We start from the raw sequence: 21,693 nt of genomic DNA, 5'->3' as shown, positions 1-21,693 counted from the left end.
ATCACAAAAACTCACTATGCCTGTGCTAGGATTCGCCGCCTGAGTAATGAATTGGTTTTCACCCTTTTTATCGATGTTCTTACTATGATGATATTAGCTACGATGGTTATATTAACTACGATGGTTATATTTAACTATGGTCGTCTTAACTCTATGCTGACACAGGCCCCTCTATGAATAACAGCAATCGCCTTCGACTGACTTGGATAAGTTACTTTTCTTACGCCCTGACCGGTGCGTTAGTTATTGTCACCGGGATGGTGATGGGGAATATCGCGGAGTATTTCAATCTGCCTATTGCCAGTATGAGTAACACATTCACTTTCCTTAATGCGGGTATTTTGATCTCTATTTTCCTCAATGCCTGGTTGATGGAAATCATTCCATTAAAACGTCAGTTGGTATTTGGCTTTATTCTGATGTTGATAGCGATTGCCGGGTTGATGGTGGGTCACAATCTGATGGTCTTCTCCATCAGCATGTTCATCCTCGGGGTCGTTAGCGGGATCACCATGTCGATCGGCACGTTTCTGGTCACCCACATGTACGAAGGCCGTCAACGTGGCTCGCGCCTGCTGTTTACCGACTCCTTCTTCAGTATGGCGGGGATGATTTTCCCAGTGGCTGCGGCAATGCTGCTGGCGCGCCATATCGAGTGGTACTGGGTGTATGCTTGCATCGGCCTGCTGTATGTCGGCATTTTCGTGCTGACACTCTGCTCTGAGTTCCCGGTACTGGGCCATAAAGCCACCGATGAAAACAAACCCGTGGCGAAAGAGAAGTGGGGCATTGGCGTGCTTTTCCTGTCGATTGCCGCACTGTGCTACATCTTGGGTCAACTCGGTTTCATCCAGTGGGTGCCGGAATACGCGACCAAAACCTTCAATATGGATATCAGCCAAGCAGGCCAACTGGTCAGTAACTTCTGGATCTCATACATGATTGGGATGTGGGTGTTCAGCTTTATCCTGCGCTTCTTTGACTTGCAACGCATCGTGACCGTGTTGGCTGCGCTGGCAACACTGGCGATGTATCTGTTTGTCAGTACGGATAATCCAACCTATCTGAGCTACTACATTCTGGCGTTAGGCTTTGTCTCCAGTGCCATTTACACCACACTGATTACACTCGGCTCGCTGCAAACCAAAGTCTCCTCGCCAAAACTGGTGAACTTCATTCTGACCTGCGGCACCGTAGGCACCATGCTGACCTTCGTGGTCACTGGCCCGATAGTGGCGAACAGTGGTGTTCATGCTGCACTGGCAACGGCAAATGGCCTCTATCTGGCGGTCTTCGTGATGTGCCTGATTCTGGGCTTCTTCACCAAGCACCGCAGTCACGGCCATGTCACACACTAATGATGTAATGTACTGATTTACAGCCCTGCCACCGCAATGGCGGCAGGGCGCTATTCCTACTTGTAGGGCATTATCTCTACTTACAGAGCAGTTTCCCTACTTAAAGTTAACCACCTCTTCCTGCCCCAAATAGATCCGGCTCTCGGCTGGCTGCGTCTGAGCAATTAGCACCCCATGACGAATGGAGTAGCGCACCGGCACCTGTCGCCGCACCGCATCAAAACCGCTCTCTGCTGGCAGAATAATCAGATTGGCGCTATTGCCCGGCTGCAAACCATAATCCGATAAGTTCATCGTCTTGGCGCTGTTGTGGGTTATCAGATTCAGCCCATCATTGATTTGGCCGTATCCCATCAGTTGGCAAATATGTAGCCCCATATGCAGCACCTGCAACATATTGGCGGTGCCCAGTGGGTACCAAGGGTCAAACACATCGTCGTGACCGAAGCAGACATTAATGTCTGCTGCCAACATCTCTTTGACCCGCGTAATGCCGCGCCGCTTCGGATAAGTATCGAAGCGCCCTTGCAGGTGAATATTCACCAAGGGATTGGCGACAAAATGAATACCGGACATTTTCAGCAGGCGGAATAAACGCGAAGCATAAGCGCCATTATAGGAGTGCATCGCCGTGGTGTGGCTGGCAGTCACCCGCGCGCCCATGTTTTCGCGGTGCGCCAAAGCCGCCACCGTTTCGACAAAGCGCGACTGCTCATCATCAATCTCATCACAGTGTACATCCACCAGCCGCTGATATTTCTGCGCCAACGCAAAGGCGATATGCAGCGATTCGACGCCATATTCGCGGGTAAACTCAAAGTGCGGGATGGCTCCCACCACATCCGCGCCCAGTCGCAGCGCCTCTTCCAACAGCACCGCGCCATCGGGATAGGAGAGAATTCCCTCCTGTGGGAAGGCCACAATCTGCATCTCCACCCACGGACTGACCTCCTCTTTCACTTCCAGCATGGCACTCAGGGCGGTCAGGCTGGGATCGGAGACATCCACATGGGTACGAACATGCTGAATGCCGTTGGCGATTTGCCATTTCAGTGTCTGCCATGCCCGCTGCTTGACATCCTCGCGTGTGAGCAGCGCTTTGCGCTCAGCCCAGCGCTCTATGCCCTCAAACAGGGTTCCCGACTGATTCCAGCTCGGCTGCCCAGCGGTTTGGGTGGTATCCAGATGAATATGCGGCTCGACAAAGGGGGGCAATGCTAAACCGCCCTGCGCATCCAGTACGCCCGCCCCGGTTGGCAGTGATTCCGGTTGCGGCGAAATCGCACTGATTTTGCCCTCCGTGACAGTGATCTGCCAAAGTCCGGTTTGCCCAGCAAGGCGCACACGGTTGATGCTGGTCAGTAAATGATTCGTTGAGGATGGTGCTGACATTGATGCCTCCATTATCCCTTTGCCACTTTCGGCGCTATTGGTTCTTAGCTTATCCGATCAGCCCTCACCCGCCCGATTTTCTTTTAATAAAACACCGTTTTATTTTAATGAATAAAAAAACCAAAACTGAAACCATTCAGCTAAAGATGAATGAAATCCGCAACTTATAAAAAACGTTAAAAATCAGCCATCTACCACCTTAGAGGTATATGAAGGGCAAATTGATTTACATCAATAAGTGCGCTGTGCGGAAGATTAAGGTGAGGGTAGAAAATTAAAAATTGAGGCAAAAATGAGCAAAGTCAAACTTGCCATCATCGGCAACGGCATGGTCGGCCACCGCTTTATTGAAGACTTACTGGATAAAGCAGATAAAGACCAATTTGAGATAACCGTATTTTGCGAAGAGCCTCGCATCGCTTATGACCGGGTTCATCTCTCCTCTTACTTCTCCCACCATACCGCCGAAGAACTGTCACTGGTTCGTGAAGGCTTTTACGAAAAACACGGCGTCAAAGTGCTGGTGGGCGAACGCGCCATTACTATCAACCGCACCGAGAAAGTGATTCACTCCAACAGCGGTCGCACCCTCTATTACGACAAGCTGATTATGGCGACCGGCTCCTATCCGTGGGTTCCGCCAATCAAAGGCAGCGAAGGGCAAGACTGTTTTGTCTATCGTACCATTGAAGATCTGAATGCTATCGAAGCCTGTACCCGCCGCAGCAAACGCGGGGCGGTCATCGGCGGCGGGCTGCTCGGGTTGGAAGCAGCAGGGGCATTAAAAAGCCTCGGCGTTGAAACCCATGTGATTGAATTTGCTCCTGTATTAATGGCTGAGCAACTTGACCCGATGGGCGGCGACCAACTGCGCCAGAAGATTGAGCGCATGGGCGTCAGAGTCCATACCGGCAAAAATACCCAAGAAATCATTCATTCAGGCCAGAACAGCCGCAAAACCATGCAGTTTGCTGATGGTTCGCAGTTAGAAGTCGATTTTATCGTCTTCTCCACCGGGATTCGCCCGCAAGACAAACTGGCTCATCAATGCGGTTTAGCCACAGCGCGCCGGGGCGGTATTGCCATCAATGATTATTGCCAGACCTCCGATCCTGATGTGTACGCCATTGGTGAGTGTGCTTCATGGCAAGAGCGGACCTTCGGGCTGGTTGCGCCGGGTTACAAAATGGCGCAGGTCACCGCCGATCACCTGTTAGGCCGCGAAAATGCCTTCAAGGGTGCCGACATGAGCGCCAAGCTGAAGTTGCTGGGTGTCGATGTGGGCGGGATTGGTGATGCCCACGGTCGCACTGAAGGCGCGCGCAGCTACGTTTATCTGGATGAAAATAAAGAGATTTATAAGCGTCTGGTGGTCAGTGCCGACAACAAAACCCTGCTGGGTGCGGTGTTGGTCGGGGATACCTCCGATTACGGCAACCTGCTGCAACTGGCGCTGAATAATATCGAGCTGCCAGACAATCCTGACAGCCTGATCCTCCCTGCCCACGCGGGCAGTAAACCCGCTATGGGGGTAGATTCGCTGCCCGATACCGCGCAGATCTGCTCCTGTTTTGATGTCACCAAAGGCGACATTATTCAGGCCATCGGGCAGGGCTGCCACACTGTCGCGGCGCTAAAATCCGCCACCAAAGCGGGCACCGGTTGTGGCGGTTGCATTCCGCTGGTCACCCAAGTGCTGAATGCGGAACTCAGCAAGCAAGGTATTGAAGTTAATCACCATTTGTGTGAGCACTTCGCCTATTCGCGCCAAGAGCTGTATCACCTGATCCGTGTTGAGGGGATTAAGTCCTTTGATGCCCTGCGCGAGAAATACGGCAAAGGCTACGGCTGTGAAGTCTGTAAACCGACGGTCGGGTCACTGCTGGCCTCTTGCTGGAATGACTATATTCTGGAGCCGCAACACACCCCGTTGCAGGACACCAATGACAACTTCCTCGGCAATATCCAAAAAGATGGCACTTACTCGATCATCCCGCGCTCACCGGGTGGGGAGATCACGCCGGATGGCCTGCTAGCCATTGGTCGCATCGCCAAAGAGTATAATCTGTACACCAAACTGACCGGCTCACAGCGCGTTGGGATGTTTGGCGCGCAAAAAGACGATCTGCCCACTATCTGGGCGCAGTTGATTGAAGCGGGCTTTGAAACCGGCCATGCCTATGCCAAAGCGCTGCGTATGGCGAAAACCTGCGTCGGCAGTACTTGGTGCCGCTTTGGTGTCGGTGACAGCGTGGGCTTTGGTGTCGCACTGGAGCATCGCTTCAAAGGCATCCGCACGCCACACAAAATGAAGTTTGGTGTCTCTGGTTGTACCCGCGAATGTTCCGAAGCGCAGGGCAAAGACGTGGGGATTATTGCGACCGAAAACGGCTGGAACCTGTATGTCTGCGGTAACGGCGGCATGAAGCCACGTCACGCGGACTTACTGGCAGCGGATCTGGATGAAGAGACCCTGATGCGCTATCTCGACCGCTTTATGATGTTTTACATCCGCACCGCCGATAAGCTGCAACGCACTTCAGTGTGGCTGGAGAGTTTAGAAGGCGGCATTAACTACCTGCGGGCGGTGATCCTCGATGACAAACTGGGCATCAACGACCAGTTGGAAGCTGATATCGCCCGTCTGCGCGACAAAGTGACCTGTGAATGGAAAGCCACTGTCGAGAATCCTGCGGCACAGGTTCGCTTTGCCCACTTTATCAATAGCCCGTTGCGCGACCCGAATGTGCAAGTGGTGGCTGAACGTGAACAACATCGCCCAGCCCGCCCGGATGAGCGCATCCCCGTGCGGGTGCTAGAATTGGAGGAAAATCGATGAGCCAGTGGATCCCCCTTTGCCAGTTAGACGATATTTTGCCCGGCAGCGGCGTGTGCGGCCTGATCGGCGAACATCACATCGCGGTTTTCCGTCCTTACTCTGACGAGCAGGTTTTCGCCATCAGCAACATCGATCCCTTTGCGCAAGCCAGTGTGCTGTCGCGAGGATTGATTGCCGAGCATCAAGGTGATCTGTGGGTCGCCAGCCCCCTGAAAAAACAGCACTTTCGCCTGCATGATGGCTACTGTCTGGAAGATGAAACGCGCTCGGTGACCCATTATGACGCGCGAGTCCGTGAGGGCATCGTACAAGTCAAAGCGTGTTAAATAGCGGGTAACCGACCCTACCGACAAAACAACACTAAATCATCCCCAAAGATATTGGCGTTGCAGCAAGGCAGCCAACGAGTTAATCCCGATGAGCTTATTTATTTTGAGATCAACGGCAGTAAGTGATTCGGGTTAGCGAGAGCAGCGAACACCGCTGCAGCGACAAGAGCGAGGGGATTGGGATTAAAAATGTACACAGATACGATTAACAAATGCGCGGCTAACGCGGCACGCATCGTCAAACTGGCCAAAGACAGCCCGCTGGGTTTCTGGATTGGTTCAGCCATGGCCGGTGCCTATGTTGGCCTTGGCATTATTCTGATTTTCACCCTAGGTAACCTGATCGACCCAGCTTACCGTCCGCTGGTCATGGGGGCCACCTTTGGTCTGGCGCTGACCTTGGTGATTATCGCCGGTTCTGAGCTGTTCACCGGTCACACCATGTTCCTGACCTTCGGCGTGAAAGCGGGCACCATCAAATCCAGCCAAATGTGGGCGGTATTGCCACAAACCTGGTTGGGGAATCTGCTGGGTTCGGTATTTGTCGCCCTGCTCTATTACTACGGCGGCGGCAGCTTGCTTACCGTGGATACCAGCTTGGTACACACCGCCGCGCTGGCAAAAACCTCCGCGCCCGCTATGACCTTATTCTTCAAGGGTGTATTATGTAACTGGCTGGTTTGTCTGGCGATCTGGATGGCAATCCGCGTCGAAGGCGCGGCGAAATTTATCGCTATCTGGTGGTGTTTACTGGCCTTTATTGCTTCTGGCTATGAGCACTCAGTGGCCAACATGACCCTGTTCGCACTGTCATGGTTTGGTCATCACAGCGAGGCTTATACCCTGAGCGGCATTGGTCACAACCTGTTGTGGGTCACACTGGGTAACACCTTGTCGGGTGCCGTCTTTATGGGGCTGGGCTACTGGTATGCCACGCCACGCGAGCAGCGCCCGCAACCTGCGGCCATCAGCGCACCACACGCGGTGAAAGAGTAACTGTTTACCCGCCTTATCCCGCCTGCAAAGGCGGGCTTTATCACTCTGCTCCCTTAATCTGAAGGATTGCCGATGGACTACTTCCCGATTTTCTGCCAACTGCAAAACAAAGCCTGCCTGCTGGTCGGTGGTGGTGAAGTGGCCGAACGCAAAGCCCGCTTGCTGCTGGAGGCGGGGGCTATCGTCACGGTCAACGCCTGCGAATTTACGCCACAATTTCACGATTGGGCCGAGCAAGGGCGGCTCTCTTTAGTGAGCAGCGAATTTGTTCCCGAGCTGCTGGCAGAGAAGTGGTTGGTGATTGCGGCAACCGATCAGGTGGCAGTCAATGCGTTGGTCTATCAAAGTGCCAACCAACAGCGCGTGTTCTGCAATGTGGTGGATGATCCGAAGCGCACCAGTTTTATCATGCCATCAATCATTGACCGCTCACCCATCATGATAGCTATCTCCTCTGGCGGTAAAGCGCCGGTACTGGCACGGCTACTGCGGGAAAAACTCGAAGCCATGCTGCCACTGCATTTGGGGCAACTGGCCCAGTTGGCGGGAAATTTACGCCAGCGGGTGAAGCAACATTTTGCCGCTATGCCCAATCGCCGCCGTTTTTGGGAGAAGCTGCTGACCCACGATCGTTTGGCGCAATCTCTGGCGAATGACGATCAGGTCCAAGCCGAGCAACACATTGAGCAGTTGTTCAATGCGCCGCTCTCTGATCGCGGTGAAGTGGTGTTAGTGGGCGCAGGGCCGGGCGATGCGGGTTTGCTGACCTTAAAAGGTTTGCAGCAGATTCAGCAAGCCGATGTGGTGGTGTATGACCGGTTAGTCTCCGATGAGGTGATGAATCTGGTGCGGCGCGATGCCGAGCGAATTTTTGTCGGCAAACAGTCGGGTCATCACAGTGTTCCGCAGGATCAAATTAATCAAATCCTGTTGCAGCAAGCACAGCAAGGCAAGCGGGTGGTGCGGTTGAAAGGCGGCGACCCGTTTATTTTTGGCCGTGGCGGCGAAGAGCTAGAAACACTGGCCGAACACGGCATTCCTTTCTCAGTGGTGCCGGGGATTACGGCCGCGTCGGGCTGTTCTGCCTATAGCGGCATCCCCTTGACCCATCGTGATCATGCGCAAAGTGTGCGGCTAATTACCGGCCATGCCAAGAAAGAGAGTCAATTGGATTGGGCTAATTTGGCGGCGGAGAAACAAACACTGGTGTTCTATATGGGGTTGTCGCAAGCCGGAGAGATCCAGCAGCAACTGATTCGACACGGCATGTCTGCCACAACACCGGTGGCACTGGTGGAAAATGGCACCTCGCGGCATCAGCGAGTGGTCAGTGGCGAACTGAGTCAGTTAGCGCTCCTTTCCCAGCAGGTCAGCAGCCCCAGCCTGATCATTGTCGGCAGCGTGGTCAGCTTACGTGAAAAACTGAATTGGTTTTCCAGCGCCGAGCACGGCAAAGTGGCGGAGCAAGTCGAAAAGGTGGGTTGAGCTGAGTTGACGCAGAAGGGGGAAAGTGGTCGATTACCGGTGGAGAAAACAAGCAGATCGTAAAGACGCCGTAAACCCTTCCATGGGGGCTCGAGCCGCGCCGTCCTGGCGCGGACGCTTTACTCTTCTGCTTATCCTCTCCACCTCGATATTGCTATGTCATTACTTACGGATGCGCGACAAAACCAATAGCTTCGTACACTTTCGATAATGTTTCTTGAGCACGAGCGCGAGCCTTGGCTGCCCCTTCCCGCATCACTTCCTGCAAGAAAGCCTCATCTTCACGATAAGTGTGATAACGCGCCTGTAGCTCACTCAGCATACCGGAAACCGCCTCGGCAACAGCGCCTTTCAAATGGCCGTACATTTGGCCTTCAAACTGCGCTTCCAGCTCAGGGACTGATTTGCCTGTCACACCCGAGAGAATATCCAGCAGGTTAGAGACACCGGCTTTCTTTTCAGTGTCATAGCGGATCACCGCTGGCTCATCAGAGTCCGTCATCGCCCGCTTAATCTTTTTCACCACCGACTTAGGATCTTCCAGCAACTCAATGACATTGTTGCGATTGTCATCTGATTTGGACATCTTCTTGGTCGGGTCTTGCAACGACATCACCCGCGCACCGGCTTTAGGAATAAACGGCTCAGGGATTTTAAAGATATCGCCATACAGATTATTAAATCGGTTCGCGATATCGCGGCTCAGCTCTAGATGCTGTTTCTGGTCTTCACCCACTGGCACCTGATTGGTCTGATACAGCAAGATATCCGCTGCCATCAACACCGGGTAATCAAACAAGCCAGCATTAATGTTTTCGGCATAGCGGGCTGACTTGTCTTTGAACTGGGTCATGCGGCTCAGTTCGCCAAAATAGGTGTAGCAGTTCAGCGCCCAGCTCAGTTGAGAGTGCTCTGGTACATGGGACTGAACGAAAATGGTGCTTTTCTTCGGGTCGATACCGCAAGCCAGATAGAGTGCCAGTGTGTCCAGCGTCCTTTTTCTTAACAGCGCGGGATCTTGACGCGCCGTAATGGCATGCAGGTCAACAATGCAATAGATGCAATCATAATCATCTTGCATCTGTACCCACTGACGCAGCGCACCCATGTAATTACCAATGGTCAATTCACCGGACGGTTGCGCGCCGCTAAATACGATAGGTTTATTGGATACAACAGGTTGAGCTAATTCAGTGGGATGACTCATTTTATACTTCCTGATCTTTTAGAGATGGTAGCCCGATAGCGGGCAACAGATCGGCAAAGTGATCTATCACGCAGTCGGGGTGACTGGTGGCAATAGCTTCACCGTAATTATATCCATAGGTCAGCCCAACACTGGGGCAACCTGCGGCCTGTGCGGCCATAATGTCATTACGCGAATCACCGACAAACAGCATTTCGCGAGCATGCAGGCCAAGTTTAGCCAACAGCAAATAGAGTGGAGCCGGATGGGGCTTCTTCACCACCACATCATCCCCGCCAATGATAACGGAGAAATAATCAGCAATGCCCAGTGACGCCAGCAAAGGCGCAACAAAGGGCGTGGGCTTATTGGTAATCAGCCCCATGGGCAAGCCACTGGCCGCCAACTGTGCCAAGGTAGCTTTTACCTGCGGGAAGAGTTGGCTCCCCTGCTCAACCGTTTTGGCATAATAGTGGTCAAACAGCTCGCGGGTATGGGCAACCGCCTGAGCATCAGGCTCACAACCAGCCCAGCGCAACGCACGTTCGACGAGCACATCAGCGCCATTACCAATCCAGGTAGAAACTCGATCTTGACCGGCAACAGGTAAGCCTTGATGCGCCAACGCCATATCAATCGCGCTGGCAAGCCCCGGCGCGCTATCCACTAATGTGCCATCCAGATCGAAAGCCACACCACGAATAGCACTAAACTTAGTCATGGGCCGACATCGCCAGTTCACTGCGCATCGCATCAATGACCGCAGCATAATCCGGTTGACTGAAAATAGCCGAACCGGCAACAAACATATCGGCACCCGCAGCGGCTATCTGGCGAATGTTATCCACTTTCACCCCGCCATCCACTTCCAGACGGATGTCATAACCGCTGTCATCGATAAGCTTACGCACCTGCCGCAGCTTGTTCAGTGTCTCGGGGATAAATGATTGCCCGCCAAAACCGGGGTTGACCGACATCAGCAGAATGACATCCAACTTATCCATCACATAATCAAGGTAGCTCAGGGACGTGGCTGGGTTGAACACCAGACCCGCCTTACAGCCACTCTCTTTGATGAGTTGCAGTGTGCGGTCAACATGCTCTGAGGCTTCAGGATGGAATGAGATATAGGTGGCACCGGCCTTGGCGAAATCCGGGACGATACGGTCAACCGGCTTCACCATCAGATGCACATCAATTGGCGCAGTAATACCGTAGTCACGCAGCGCCTGACACACCATCGGCCCGATGGTCAGATTAGGAACGTAATGATTGTCCATCACATCAAAATGCACAATATCAGCACCAGCGGCGAGTACCTTGGCGGTATCCTCACCCAAACGGGCAAAATCTGCTGACAGAATAGATGGGGCAATTAAAAACTTTTTCATCCGCGTCTCCAAACGTATCTCTTTGTTTTATGAAGCATCCATTGAGCAGATCTCACCCTCTACATAAGGATCAGGCTGCTGTTTCATAAACCACTGGGTTGGAATCTTTACCGAGCAGAAGTTTCCGCTCAGCTATACAGCGCCAAAAGCTCGTTCACTTTACTACGGCCTAGGATATTACGGCTGATAGTACGGCGCGCTTTCACGACATGCAGTGACGCCTGATGATACCAGTCACGCGTCAGTTCTGTATCGTGGTTAGAGATCAGAACCGGAATCTGGCTTTCGGCCGAAAGCTGGTAAGCCAGACGCGCCAAATTCTGTTGATCCGCAATACCAAAATTGTTGGTGTGATATGCCGTAAAATTGGCGGTCGCAGAGAGCGGCGCATACGGAGGATCGCAGTAAACCACGGCACCGTGCACGGCTTTTAATAGCGTTTCCTGATAGTGCTCACAAACAAATACAGCATGTTGCGACTTTTCAGCAAACCAATATAGCTCAGCTTCCGGGAAGTAAGGTTTTTTGTAACGACCAAAAGGCACATTGAATTCACCGCTCAAATTATAACGGCACAGACCGTTATAACAATGACGATTCAGATAGAGAAACAGTAATGCCCGGCGATAGGTGTCGTTACTAGAGTTAAACTCATGACGCAGAAGGTAAAAACTTTCGGAATTATTGAAATCACCCGTGAATAATACCCGAGCGTCGCGCACAAAGTCATCAGTGCGCTCCTTCACGATATTGTAGAGGTTGATGAGGTCACTGTTGATATCGGCCAGTATGTAAGACTCATACTCAGTGTTAAGAAACACCGACCCCGCACCGACGAATGGCTCTATCAAGCAGTCTCCCGCTGGAAGATGGCGTCGAATGTCATCAACCAGCGGATATTTCCCACCAGCCCATTTTAGAAAAGCGCGGTTTTTCTTCATGCCGTCAGTTAGCTACTTAATAATTCAGAGCCGCAGATTGTACTCTGTTTCAAACAGCACATCAGCGCACAAATAAGAATGATTTATTTTTTAAGGTCTTGCTGTACTTGTTGTACAGGTTTAACCCACGGTTTTTTCGCCTGAACATCGGCTGGTAGTGTCGTGATTGCCCTTTTTGCGTCAGCAGAAGAGGCATAGTTACCACTCACTAAAATGTACCAAGGCTTGCCATCACGTTTAGTTTCATAGACATGATAGTCAGATAATTTTTGCTGCTTGGCATAGGCATTCAGCGTGTCTGAGCGAGATGCACTGCTCAGCTGTAGCGTGAAGTGGCTGCTTGGTGCATTTTTCAACGCACTACTGCTGCCATTCGCCGAACCTGATTTAGCAGGTACCGCAGAGGCTGCCGGAGAGACCGCCGTTGTCGGCTTTTTATGGCTGGTAGATGGCGATTTAGTCACTACCGTGCCCGGCTTCTGTGATGGATGAGTAATGCTTTCACCCGTCACAGGTGCTTTCGCCCCTTTTGCGCCAGAAACCGTTGCCGGTGCTGTCGGCAAGGTTGAGGTCTGCCCGTCATTCATATTCTGAGACAACGTATCGACTTGCCCCTGAGTCTGGGAGAGCGCATCAGACATATTGCCCGGTAACTCGACACGTTGAGTCGGGCTGTTCGCTGAAGGTTGTGCTGTAGCTTCGGTTGGTGTCGGCGAAATCGGCGGTGCACTGATATCTTGCGGCTGAGCCGTGTTCTTCACGCCATTAGCATCATGGCTATCGCTGGCATTGTTCACCACACCCGGTTGTGCATTATTGCCACTGGTGAGCGAAGATGAATCAGACAGATTGATATTTCTCGCGGCATCAACATTGGGATTCTGTTGAGATGCTTCATGCTCTGTCGGCGCTTTCAGGGCTGAACCGATGGCTATAATAATCAATAGCAGCACTAAAATGCCGATACCAATCATCATATGTTGACGTGAGACAGCCAGCTTCGGCCCCGCAGAGGACTTACGTGCGCGTGTAGGACGACGGTCACTGCTATCTGGTTTCAGATCGTCTTCCGGCTTTAAATCATCCATCTAAACCCTCCAACTAGAGGCAAAAGCCTACCGCGTTTATCACTGCGATCCGGCTGATTGAACTTACTGACTGCAAACAGGCTAAACCGCCCGCAGCAAAGGAATATGATGTTCTTATGATACAACATCATAGAGCTTATGAGCATAGATCTTATGAATATAGAATTTATGCATTTGGTACTTATGCCATTTCCTATTACTGGCAATCAGCGATCGACGCCAACACCATGTCGAGTGCAATACCGCTACGGATTTCTGATTGACCGATCGCGGTTGGCAGCACCAGACGAAGCTCGCCTGCCAGCACTTTTTTATCTCGCATCATATGCGGCAGATAGGACTCAGGTGTCATTTCCTGCGGCCCGCAGACAGGCAGACCGGCACGTAAAAGTAGTTTTTTAATACGCTCAACATCGCTCGCTGAGAATTGGCCCAATCGACGGGAGGTTTGCGCCGCCATCATCATACCGGCAGCAACAGCTTCTCCGTGTAGCCAGACGCCATACCCCATTTCAGCCTCTATGGCATGACCATAAGTATGACCCAAATTAAGTAAAGCACGCATCCCGCTCTCTTCGCGTTCATCGGCTGCAACAACATCAGCTTTTAATTCGCAACAACGGCGGATGCAGTAAGCTAATGCTGACATCTCCAGTGCGAGTAGTGCGTCGATATTATCTTCTAGCCAATCAAAGAAAGCAGCATCAAGAATAATGCCGTATTTGATCACTTCAGCCAGCCCGGAAGCAAGCTCACGTGGAGGGAGAGTTTTGAGGCAATCAAGGTCAATCACCACCGAGGCCGGCTGGTAGAAAGCACCAATCATGTTCTTGCCCAATGGGTGATTCACTGCGGTTTTGCCACCGACAGAAGAGTCCACTTGAGACAATAAGGTAGTAGGGACTTGAATGAAGCGAACACCGCGTTGGTAGCAGGCTGCGGCAAAACCGGTCAGGTCGCCTACTACACCGCCACCTAAGGCGACAAGCGTAGTATCACGACCGTGCGGTTTTTCCAGAAGGGCAGAAAATACCTGCTCCAGAACGCTCAGAGATTTATACTGCTCGCCATCAGGTAAAATCACCTGATCCACTTTAATGCCGCTTTGTTCCAGCACTGCCCGGAGCGAGTCCAGATAGAGTGGAGCCAGCGTTTGGTTGGTGACCAGCATGACCTGATCACCCGCCTTTAGCGGCTTAAAAGAAGCCGGATCATTGAACAATCCAGCAGCAATCGTAATGGGGTAGCTACGCGCCCCTAACGTGACAGTAATCTTCTCCATGTCGCGCTCAGTAACCTTCTTAACTTACGCCCGGAGGCATTAGTAAAATGCTAAAATCAGTTACTTTCCAGCATGTTGATAATCTGGTTAGCAACAACTTTCGCGCTTTGATCGTCAGTGCGGATGGTGACATCTGCAATTTCTTCGTACAACGGATTACGTTCTTTTGCCAGTGCTTCTAACACTTCACGCGGAGGCGAATCAACCTGCAACAACGGACGTTTTTTGTCACGCTGTGTACGGGCTAACTGCTTTTCGATCGTGGTTTCCAAGTACACCACAACGCCACGGGCTGACAAACGGTTACGGGTTTCTCTGGATTTAACAGAGCCACCACCGGTTGCCAGAACAATGCCTTGCTTTTCCGTCAGTTCATTAATAACTTTTTCTTCGCGATCGCGGAAACCTTCTTCGCCTTCCACGTCGAATACCCAGCCCACGTCAGCTCCGGTACGTCGCTCAATTTCTTGATCGGAGTCAAAAAACTCCATATTGAGTTGCTGAGCTAACTGACGACCAATAGTGCTTTTGCCGGCACCCATAGGCCCAACCAGAAAGATATTGCGTTTCTCTGCCATGTTTTTGGTATTACTAAGACTATTCGTTAATGATAACCCGCCCCGCCAATCAAATTAGCGGCGGGACCTAAACTGAAACCTCATGAGCGATAGTGCGAGATCAGACGGAAAATTATCTCAGCACTTCTGGTAGTTTGGCAACCGAATAAATCGTTGTACACGTCGTGGGAGGGAAACCATACGTTTTTATCGGCGTATCAACGTTATTAAAAACCTCGGCGCTCAATTCGGTAACCCTTGTAAGCTAAATCTGGCGCAGCGTCAAATTTAGAAGCCTTCTATCACACAAAAAGTTGTAGAAAGTCACCAAGATTGACCCGTTTTCATAAAACAGCACCTTATATGGCTCAAGCACTGATTAGCCTCGGCGTGATGAAAATCACCAGTTCTCGCCGATTTTGCTGCTGAGCATCTTGTTTAAACAGCGCCCCTAACCAGGGAATATCGGCCAGTATGGGCACTTTATTAACTGCCTGACTATTTTTTTGTTGGAATATGCCACCCAGCACAATAGTTTCACCATCATTTACCGTTATTTGGGTTTTTATTTCCTGCTTATCTATTAGCAGAGCTTCAGTATCACCACGCTTAATGGTCATTCCGGGCATATTCTGACTAATTTTCAAGTTTAGAGTAATTTTGCCATTGCGCAGTATTTTAGGGGTGACTTCCATGCCTAATACCGCCTCTTTAAATTCAATAGAAGCAGCACCTTTTTCCCCCCGCGATACCGTATAAGGAATATCAGAACCTTGCTTGATACTGGCAGTTTGCTGATGGGAGGCGACCAGGCGCGGGCTGGCAATAATATCAACCTGATTTTCTTGCTCTAATGCACTCAGCTCAAGCTCCAAAAGCCGCCCACCAATACGCGCCACATTAAATCCTGCACTGACAGCACTATTTGCCAGCGGTAAATTGACATTAAAATCATTTACTCTCAGCGACGTGGTGTGCGGCGGCTCTCCCATCCCCCAGCGCACCCCCAACTCCTGCAAATTTTCGCGGCTCATGGTCACGATGTGTGCGGCAAGTTGGATTTGCTGTAAGGGAAGATCCATCTCTGCCAGCCAGCCTTTCAATATTGCTAATGATGCGGGAGTATCGCGAATGAGTAATGTATTCGTGCGTTTATCGGCCACCACACTGCCCAACGGAGAGAGCAAGCCCCCCTCCTCTAAACTCTCTGCGACGTGCTCAGCATCCGCATGTTGCAAAGCCAATGTCAGACTACTCATAGAGTCTGGCGCCGCTTTTTGTTCAGCTCGCTGTTGCCTCTCCTCAATGTCTTGTTCAGTGAACACCATCATCACAGCGCCTTCGCGCTCGGCTTTCAGGTGACCCATGCGCAAAATGATCGCCAGCGCCTGCTCCCAAGGGACATCGACCAGTCGGAGGCTAATATTGCCACTGACCCCAGCGGCGACCACCAAGTTCAGTTGCTGATAGTCGGCCAGCGCCTGCAATACGACGGAGACTGGGGCATCTTGAAATGCCAGTGTGACCGGCGGCCCTCCTTTTGTGCCATGCGACGCAGTGCTCGTCAGTAACAAACTGAGCAGCAGCATGAGCCTCCGCCCCCACACGAGGTTGAATATCCGTGTTAACCAACCTGTTATTTTGACTTTAGTGGTATCCATATCCATCAGTTCAATTCCTTTTAATGCTGACTATCATCAGAAAAAGAGTTAACTCAGCGCATCGATAGCACTATTGGCGCTGAGAACCCTGCGCACGTTTTATCTGGGCTGATATGCTCTAGATTTACCTGCCGCGCGCTAATCTCGGTGACCTGCCAATGGGGCAGAAGTTGTTGCCCTACAACCAGTTTTTGTCCGCGACCGCTGGGCCACCGCCCCCAACTGGAGTGGTAATCGGCACCACTCACAATGCCCTGTAGCTGCCAACTGGCTAGCCGCTCTCGATCACTGCTACAAGATGCTGCCGATACGGGTTGAAAAGGATTACGCTCCGCCGTGTCTGCATCAGCGGCAGGGGTCAGTGATGCGGCTATCAGTAGCCCCACGGCCAACACTCTATTGCGGTGACTCATTGATGCCCTCCTCGAAGTACTCTTTCAGACTTATTTTCACATTCAGTGCAGCCTTATCATTTTTAACTTCAATCAGTTGCACTCGAATAGGTGCTGAAATTTCGGATAACTGGCGAAATAAATGCAGCAGCCCATAGAAATTGACGCGCAAAGTTGCATGCCACTGCTGATAATTAACTGAGTCTGTTTCTATCTCCACTGTCCGCTCAGTTTGTCGCTGCCAAGAAACAACCTGCCCACCAAAGGGTGCAATCAATTCACCAACTAGATGCGCCATCGAGCTATTTTTTGGTGCACCCTCATGCCGCCGCCATGACATGTCTTCAGACCCCACTGCCACGATTTGTTGGCGAATGAGAGAGAGTGCGGGCAATGTCGCCAAGAGTGACTGTTGATGCTCTACCTGCTGCTGATGCTGAATGATTTTATTTTCAGCGAGACTCTGCTGTTGCCATGTGGGGCGTAATAACATGCCATAGGCAGCAGCACCCAGTAGCCCCAGAACACCCCATTGCCATAAGCAGAGCTGCCAACCCGGCCTATCCAGCCACCGTTGTAATTTCTTATTCATTGTTATCATCCCCGCCACGCCAATTAGCCCAAACTGCAAAACGAAAATGGCCGTCATCCTGCTGGGCAATCTTTTGTAAGCGCACATTCGCGAGGAGAGATTGGCGGCCTAGTTGCACTAAAAAGTCGTTAATAGCAGCATATTCTTGGCTAATCGCCTCAAAAATCACCCTATCGCCTTGTGGCACTAAGCTGACCAGCCAACAGCTATCTGGGATTTGCTGTGATAGCTGCTGCAACAATGTGGCGTATCGACGGGCCGATTGATGCGCCTGACGATAGATCAGCAAACGCTGCTCTGTTTGCTGCAATTGCGCTATAGCCTGTTGCACCTTTTGATGATGCTGGCTTAATGCCACCTGTTGCTGTGTTAGCTCAGCCAAACTGCCCTGCTGACGGATTTTCACTGCATATGATTGCATCTGCGCTACCACCAGTGCGATGACCAAAAGTAAGCATTGGCACAATCCCACATTACGCCAAAAACGGTAACGGGCGAGCAGGCGTTCAGTGCGCCATAATGAAAAATTAACCTGATACATCAATAGTCCACTGGGCGCAGTGCCAGCCCTCCAGCCAGAGTGTAAGCGGCAGGTAAGGGCGGGAGGGGTGGTTGATACTGGGTAAATGCCGCAAAGGGTGACCAGTGAGTGGTGTTTTCGGGCGGCTGTTCATCCATCGTGCTGCTGTAGTACACCCGCATAGGTGCCGCACTCAGTTCGGGATAACGAGTCTGAAGCTGTGTCACCAAGGCCGATAGCGGATCGACTGCACTAGCCGAATCGTCTTCCTGCACCCCCTCATCCGTCTCACTCGTGACCACACCGAACTCAAACGCCAGCTCGCTGGAAGAGACCCATAGCCATTCGTTCGCCAGACGATGAATCAACCAATAGGGTCCAGATAGCCCCGCCGCTGCCGCCATATAGCGCAAAGCGCAGGGCGTGATATCAATGATGTGTGAGGGTAAACCCGCCTGATGTAAGCAGCTTTGCCACTGCTGTACTTCTGACTGGCGGGCGGCGGTAATTAATAGCTCACTGTCTGATGGGATTTTAGCGCGATAATCCAGAGCCAATTCCTGACTATTTAGCGGAAATACCCGGCTGGCCGTTGCATTGATATAACCCTCACGCTCCGGCTCACGCAGACGTCTGTCCGGCGCGGCCATGGCATGTTGCAAGATCCTCTGTGCGGGTAATGCAATACGTAATGAGATATGTCGCGGTAATTGTTGGCGCAATAATTTGAGTTTGTCGCTAACGATATCTGGCTGTTGTAAAATGCCTTCGCGCAAGGTGCCAGCAGGTAAGGGGTGATGCCACCAGTAGCGCAATTGCCAGCCATGGCGACGCCTGACAACCGCCAAGGCGCGTATGGCCTCCATTTGAATATCCAGCCCAACCTGCCAATATTGTGTGTACATCTTTGTCGACCTCCATGTCGAGAGAGCATAAAAGAACGTATCCATGTTAAGGGCTTGCCTTTATACTACGGCGCGGTTGTTTATAAACTGCCCAATTGACATTGAATGGGAAATCTCAGGTGAAGTTCGTAAAGTATTTTTTGATCCTTACAGTGTGTTGCATTTTACTGGGAGCAGCCTCGATATTTGGCCTCTACAAATATATTGAGCCTCAGCTACCCGATGTTGCCACGCTGAAAGATGTCCGGCTGCAAACACCGATGCTGGTGTATAGCGCCGAAGGCGAATTGATCGCTCAGTACGGTGAGAAACGCCGTATCCCGTTGACACTAAAACAGATTCCACCCGAAATGGTGCACGCGTTTATTGCCACGGAAGATAGCCGATTCTATGAGCATCACGGTGTGGACCCGGTGGGTATCCTGCGTGCTGCCTCGGTTGCCATGGTGTCTGGCCGCGCCTCACAAGGGGCAAGTACCATTACCCAGCAATTGGCGCGCAACTTTTTCTTAAGCCCAGAGCGGACCTTGATGCGTAAAATCAAGGAAGCCTTTCTGGCCATTCGCATTGAACAGTTATTGACCAAAGATGAAATTCTTGAGCTGTATCTGAACAAGATTTATCTCGGCTACCGTGCCTATGGAGTTGGGGCAGCGGCGCAGGTCTATTTCGGTAAAGAAGTCAACGAGTTGACCCTTAGCCAAATGGCGATGATTGCCGGTTTGCCAAAAGCACCGTCAACCTTCAACCCACTCTATTCACATGACAGGGCGATCGCGCGCCGAAATGTCGTGCTGTCGCGTATGCTGGATGAAAAGTACATAACCCAAGCACAGTACGATCAGGCGCGCAGCGAAGATCTTGTCGCCAACTACCATGCTCCGCAAATTGCCTTCTCAGCACCTTATCTGTCTGAGATGGTGCGTCAGGAGATGATTAAGCGTTATGGTGAGAATGCCTATACCGACGGCTATCAGGTCTATACCACCATCACCAGAAAGCTCCAGTTGGCGGCGGTTGAATCCCTACGCGCCAATGTGCTGGCTTATGACATGCGCCATGGCTATCGCGGCCCCTCCAATGTGTTGTGGAAGGTGGGTGAAAGTGCGTGGAGCCGCGAGCAGATTATTGATTCGCTAAAAACATTGCCGGTCTATGGCCCGCTGCTGCCAGCGGTCGTGACACAAGCCAATGCGGCACAAGCCACGGCCATGCTGGCGGATGGCAGTAACGTGACCCTGCCGATGTCAGGTATGCGTTGGGCACGTCCGTTTAAATCGGATAACGCTCAGGGACCAACACCGAAACAAGTCACCGATGTGGTGCAGCCGGGTCAGCAGATTTGGGTCAGAAAAGTCGAGGATAACTGGTGGCTGGCACAGGTGCCGGACGTCAACTCAGCCTTGGTCTCTATCGATCCTAATAATGGCGCAATTAAAGCATTGGTGGGCGGTTTTGACTTTAACCAAAGTAAATTCAACCGTGCCACACAAGCGCTGCGTCAGGTGGGGTCGAACATCAAACCTTTCCTGTATACCGCCGCAATGGATAAAGGGTTGACACTGGCAACTATCCTCAATGACTTGCCGATTACCCGTTGGGATGCCGGTGCTGGTACTGACTGGCGGCCAAAAAACTCACCACCAACTTACGATGGCCCGATTCGCTTGCGTCAAGGTTTGGGTCAGTCGAAAAACGTGGTGATGGTGCGGGCAATGCGCGCGATGGGTGTGGATTATGCCGCTGAATACCTGCAACGCTTTGGCTTCCCTGCACAGAATATCGTGCATTCGGAATCACTGGCATTGGGTTCAGCCTCATTTACACCATTGCAGTTAGTCCGTGGCTACGCGGTGCTGGCTAATGGCGGTTACTTGGTTGACCCTTACTTCATCACCAAAATCACGGATGATGTCGGCAATGTGCTGTTTGAGACAAAACCCAAAATTGTCTGCCAAGAGTGCAACTTACCGGTCATTTATGGCGACACTCAGCGCTCAGTCGTGCTGTCGGACGATAATATCGAAAACGTCGCGACCTCACAGACGAACAGCGCCAGCAATGTGCCGATGCCAGAGCTGGAGCAAGTCACCCCTGCGCAGGCTAAGCTCAATAGCGATGAGCAATATGCACCACATGTGATCAGTACGCCGCTGGCGTTCCTGATTCGTGATGCGCTGAACTCCAACATCTTCGGGGAACCGGGCTGGATGGGGACGGGCTGGCGTGCGGGGCGTGATCTGAAGCGCAAAGATATTGGCGGCAAAACCGGTACGACCAACAACTCGAAAGATGCTTGGTTCTCTGGCTATGGCCCAGATACCGTCACCTCCGTTTGGATTGGCTTCGATGACCATCGCCGCGATTTAGGCCGCAGTTCGGCATCTGGCGCAATCGCTGACCAAATCTCCGGCGCTGAAGGGGGGGCGAAGACCGCTCAGCCAGCATGGGATGACTTTATGAAGGCGGCTCTTGAGGGCTTGCCGGAAAAAACCGTCACACCACCGCCGGGTATCGTTAGCGTAGTGATTGATAAGCAGACCGGTAAGCTCTCTACTGGCGGGCCGGGCAGCCGCCCAGAGTTCTTTATCGAAGGCACTCAGCCGACCGAGTATTCGGTGCATGAAGCTGGGACGACACTGATGGATAACGGTCAGACCCACGAGTTGTTCTGACGGAACAATAGTTGTCGTCACCAATGAAAAAGCCGGGAGATCGCAAGATCCTCCCGGCTTTCTTATATGCATATGCAGTTATACGGCAATGGTATGCGGCAAGC

Annotated in this window: 19 protein-coding genes; 6 read left to right on the top strand and 13 right to left on the bottom strand. The window is 51.8% G+C overall.

What is annotated here, in order from left to right; translation table 11 throughout:
* The first annotated feature begins 173 nt into the window (after window positions 1–173).
* Window positions 174–1,358 (top strand): MFS transporter TsgA, encoded by a 1,185-nt coding sequence (tsgA, locus tag HRD69_RS06655; protein ID WP_004875140.1) that lies wholly within the window; start codon window positions 174–176, stop codon window positions 1,356–1,358.
* Window positions 1,359–1,454: 96 nt separating this feature from the next.
* Here the strand turns inward: tsgA and HRD69_RS06650 are convergent, their stop codons facing one another.
* Window positions 1,455–2,750 carry a cytosine deaminase gene (locus tag HRD69_RS06650; RefSeq protein WP_032814369.1) on the bottom strand — a complete coding sequence of 432 codons (1,296 nt, stop codon included), beginning with the start codon at window positions 2,748–2,750 and terminating at the stop codon, window positions 1,455–1,457.
* A gap of 292 nt (window positions 2,751–3,042) precedes the next feature.
* On the opposite strand from HRD69_RS06650, the gene nirB reads away from it, so the two are divergent.
* The 4 genes from nirB (at window position 3,043) to cysG (ending at window position 8,399) form a co-directional block, all read left to right on the top strand.
* Window positions 3,043–5,589: a nitrite reductase large subunit NirB gene (gene nirB / locus HRD69_RS06645; protein ID WP_004875143.1), complete on the top strand. Its 2,547-nt coding sequence runs from the start codon at window positions 3,043–3,045 to the stop codon at window positions 5,587–5,589.
* Complete coding sequence (gene nirD, locus HRD69_RS06640; RefSeq protein ID WP_032814370.1) at window positions 5,586–5,915, top strand: nitrite reductase small subunit NirD; 330 nt, start codon at window positions 5,586–5,588, stop codon at window positions 5,913–5,915. Before nirB ends, nirD begins: the two co-directional genes overlap by 4 nt.
* A 192-nt stretch (window positions 5,916–6,107) precedes the next feature.
* The gene (gene nirC, locus HRD69_RS06635; protein ID WP_004875145.1) at window positions 6,108–6,914 is read left to right on the top strand and encodes a nitrite transporter NirC; all 807 of its coding nucleotides are present in this window, start codon (window positions 6,108–6,110) and stop codon (window positions 6,912–6,914) included.
* Window positions 6,915–6,986: 72 nt separating this feature from the next.
* Complete coding sequence (cysG, locus tag HRD69_RS06630) at window positions 6,987–8,399, top strand: siroheme synthase CysG (protein WP_004875146.1); 1,413 nt, start codon at window positions 6,987–6,989, stop codon at window positions 8,397–8,399.
* A 166-nt stretch (window positions 8,400–8,565) separates the two neighbouring features.
* Here the strand turns inward: cysG and trpS are convergent, their stop codons facing one another.
* The 12 genes from trpS to pilM all read right to left on the bottom strand — a co-directional run bounded on the left by trpS (window position 8,566) and on the right by pilM (window position 18,914).
* Window positions 8,566–9,606: a tryptophan--tRNA ligase gene (gene trpS / locus HRD69_RS06625; protein ID WP_004875147.1), complete on the bottom strand. Its 1,041-nt coding sequence runs from the start codon at window positions 9,604–9,606 to the stop codon at window positions 8,566–8,568.
* Between the two features lies 1 nt (window position 9,607).
* The gene (locus HRD69_RS06620) at window positions 9,608–10,306 is read right to left on the bottom strand and encodes a phosphoglycolate phosphatase (protein ID WP_032814371.1); all 699 of its coding nucleotides are present in this window, start codon (window positions 10,304–10,306) and stop codon (window positions 9,608–9,610) included.
* Window positions 10,299–10,976 carry a ribulose-phosphate 3-epimerase gene (gene rpe, locus HRD69_RS06615; protein WP_004875149.1) on the bottom strand — a complete coding sequence of 226 codons (678 nt, stop codon included), beginning with the start codon at window positions 10,974–10,976 and terminating at the stop codon, window positions 10,299–10,301. Before rpe ends, HRD69_RS06620 begins: the two co-directional genes overlap by 8 nt.
* Window positions 10,977–11,104: 128 nt before the next feature.
* Window positions 11,105–11,917: an adenine-specific DNA-methyltransferase gene (gene dam, locus HRD69_RS06610; protein ID WP_004875150.1), complete on the bottom strand. Its 813-nt coding sequence runs from the start codon at window positions 11,915–11,917 to the stop codon at window positions 11,105–11,107.
* An 83-nt stretch (window positions 11,918–12,000) separates the two neighbouring features.
* Complete coding sequence (locus HRD69_RS06605) at window positions 12,001–13,005, bottom strand: SPOR domain-containing protein (RefSeq protein ID WP_004875151.1); 1,005 nt, start codon at window positions 13,003–13,005, stop codon at window positions 12,001–12,003.
* A gap of 196 nt (window positions 13,006–13,201) precedes the next feature.
* Window positions 13,202–14,287, bottom strand: coding sequence for a 3-dehydroquinate synthase (gene aroB, locus HRD69_RS06600; RefSeq protein ID WP_004875152.1), 1,086 nt, complete (start codon window positions 14,285–14,287; stop codon window positions 13,202–13,204).
* A gap of 56 nt (window positions 14,288–14,343) precedes the next feature.
* Window positions 14,344–14,865: a shikimate kinase AroK gene (aroK, locus tag HRD69_RS06595; protein ID WP_004391482.1), complete on the bottom strand. Its 522-nt coding sequence runs from the start codon at window positions 14,863–14,865 to the stop codon at window positions 14,344–14,346.
* A gap of 347 nt (window positions 14,866–15,212) precedes the next feature.
* On the bottom strand, window positions 15,213–16,433 hold the full coding sequence (gene hofQ, locus HRD69_RS06590) for a DNA uptake porin HofQ (protein ID WP_004875153.1): 1,221 nt from the start codon (window positions 16,431–16,433) through the stop codon (window positions 15,213–15,215).
* 125 nt (window positions 16,434–16,558) lie between these two features.
* Window positions 16,559–16,918 carry a pilus assembly protein PilP gene (locus HRD69_RS06585; protein WP_032814372.1) on the bottom strand — a complete coding sequence of 120 codons (360 nt, stop codon included), beginning with the start codon at window positions 16,916–16,918 and terminating at the stop codon, window positions 16,559–16,561.
* On the bottom strand, window positions 16,902–17,489 hold the full coding sequence (locus tag HRD69_RS06580; protein ID WP_032814373.1) for a hypothetical protein: 588 nt from the start codon (window positions 17,487–17,489) through the stop codon (window positions 16,902–16,904). Before HRD69_RS06580 ends, HRD69_RS06585 begins: the two co-directional genes overlap by 17 nt.
* On the bottom strand, window positions 17,482–18,030 hold the full coding sequence (locus HRD69_RS06575; protein WP_032814375.1) for a PilN domain-containing protein: 549 nt from the start codon (window positions 18,028–18,030) through the stop codon (window positions 17,482–17,484). The genes HRD69_RS06580 and HRD69_RS06575 overlap by 8 nt, the downstream gene beginning before the upstream one ends.
* A complete protein-coding gene (gene pilM, locus HRD69_RS06570; protein WP_004875156.1) occupies window positions 18,030–18,914 on the bottom strand; it encodes a type IV pilus biogenesis protein PilM in 885 nt (294 codons plus the stop codon). The genes HRD69_RS06575 and pilM overlap by 1 nt, the downstream gene beginning before the upstream one ends.
* Before the next feature lie 119 nt (window positions 18,915–19,033).
* Between pilM and mrcA the strand changes: the two genes are divergently transcribed.
* Window positions 19,034–21,589, top strand: a complete 2,556-nt coding sequence (gene mrcA, locus HRD69_RS06565; RefSeq protein ID WP_032814376.1) for a peptidoglycan glycosyltransferase/peptidoglycan DD-transpeptidase MrcA — start codon at window positions 19,034–19,036, stop codon at window positions 21,587–21,589.
* The last annotated feature ends 104 nt before the right edge of the window (window positions 21,590–21,693 follow it).

The organism is Yersinia mollaretii ATCC 43969 (assembly GCF_013282725.1).
Taxonomy (GTDB): Bacteria; Pseudomonadota; Gammaproteobacteria; order Enterobacterales; family Enterobacteriaceae; genus Yersinia; species Yersinia mollaretii.
This window is presented reverse-complemented; position numbering and strand designations above follow the sequence as displayed.

What these genes read in the sequence shown, in the direction of transcription:
- tsgA (WP_004875140.1), top strand. Translation starts at nt 174, where the DNA reads ATGAATAACAGCAATCGCCTTCGACTGACTTGGATAAGTTACTTTTCT.
- HRD69_RS06650 (WP_032814369.1), bottom strand. Translation starts at nt 2,750, where the DNA reads ATGTCAGCACCATCCTCAACGAATCATTTACTGACCAGCATCAACCGT.
- nirB (WP_004875143.1), top strand. Translation starts at nt 3,043, where the DNA reads ATGAGCAAAGTCAAACTTGCCATCATCGGCAACGGCATGGTCGGCCAC.
- nirD (WP_032814370.1), top strand. Translation starts at nt 5,586, where the DNA reads ATGAGCCAGTGGATCCCCCTTTGCCAGTTAGACGATATTTTGCCCGGC.
- nirC (WP_004875145.1), top strand. Translation starts at nt 6,108, where the DNA reads ATGTACACAGATACGATTAACAAATGCGCGGCTAACGCGGCACGCATC.
- cysG (WP_004875146.1), top strand. Translation starts at nt 6,987, where the DNA reads ATGGACTACTTCCCGATTTTCTGCCAACTGCAAAACAAAGCCTGCCTG.
- trpS (WP_004875147.1), bottom strand. Translation starts at nt 9,606, where the DNA reads ATGAGTCATCCCACTGAATTAGCTCAACCTGTTGTATCCAATAAACCT.
- HRD69_RS06620 (WP_032814371.1), bottom strand. Translation starts at nt 10,306, where the DNA reads ATGACTAAGTTTAGTGCTATTCGTGGTGTGGCTTTCGATCTGGATGGC.
- rpe (WP_004875149.1), bottom strand. Translation starts at nt 10,976, where the DNA reads ATGAAAAAGTTTTTAATTGCCCCATCTATTCTGTCAGCAGATTTTGCC.
- dam (WP_004875150.1), bottom strand. Translation starts at nt 11,917, where the DNA reads ATGAAGAAAAACCGCGCTTTTCTAAAATGGGCTGGTGGGAAATATCCG.
- HRD69_RS06605 (WP_004875151.1), bottom strand. Translation starts at nt 13,005, where the DNA reads ATGGATGATTTAAAGCCGGAAGACGATCTGAAACCAGATAGCAGTGAC.
- aroB (WP_004875152.1), bottom strand. Translation starts at nt 14,287, where the DNA reads ATGGAGAAGATTACTGTCACGTTAGGGGCGCGTAGCTACCCCATTACG.
- aroK (WP_004391482.1), bottom strand. Translation starts at nt 14,865, where the DNA reads ATGGCAGAGAAACGCAATATCTTTCTGGTTGGGCCTATGGGTGCCGGC.
- hofQ (WP_004875153.1), bottom strand. Translation starts at nt 16,433, where the DNA reads ATGCTGCTGCTCAGTTTGTTACTGACGAGCACTGCGTCGCATGGCACA.
- HRD69_RS06585 (WP_032814372.1), bottom strand. Translation starts at nt 16,918, where the DNA reads ATGAGTCACCGCAATAGAGTGTTGGCCGTGGGGCTACTGATAGCCGCA.
- HRD69_RS06580 (WP_032814373.1), bottom strand. Translation starts at nt 17,489, where the DNA reads ATGAATAAGAAATTACAACGGTGGCTGGATAGGCCGGGTTGGCAGCTC.
- HRD69_RS06575 (WP_032814375.1), bottom strand. Translation starts at nt 18,030, where the DNA reads ATGTATCAGGTTAATTTTTCATTATGGCGCACTGAACGCCTGCTCGCC.
- pilM (WP_004875156.1), bottom strand. Translation starts at nt 18,914, where the DNA reads ATGTACACACAATATTGGCAGGTTGGGCTGGATATTCAAATGGAGGCC.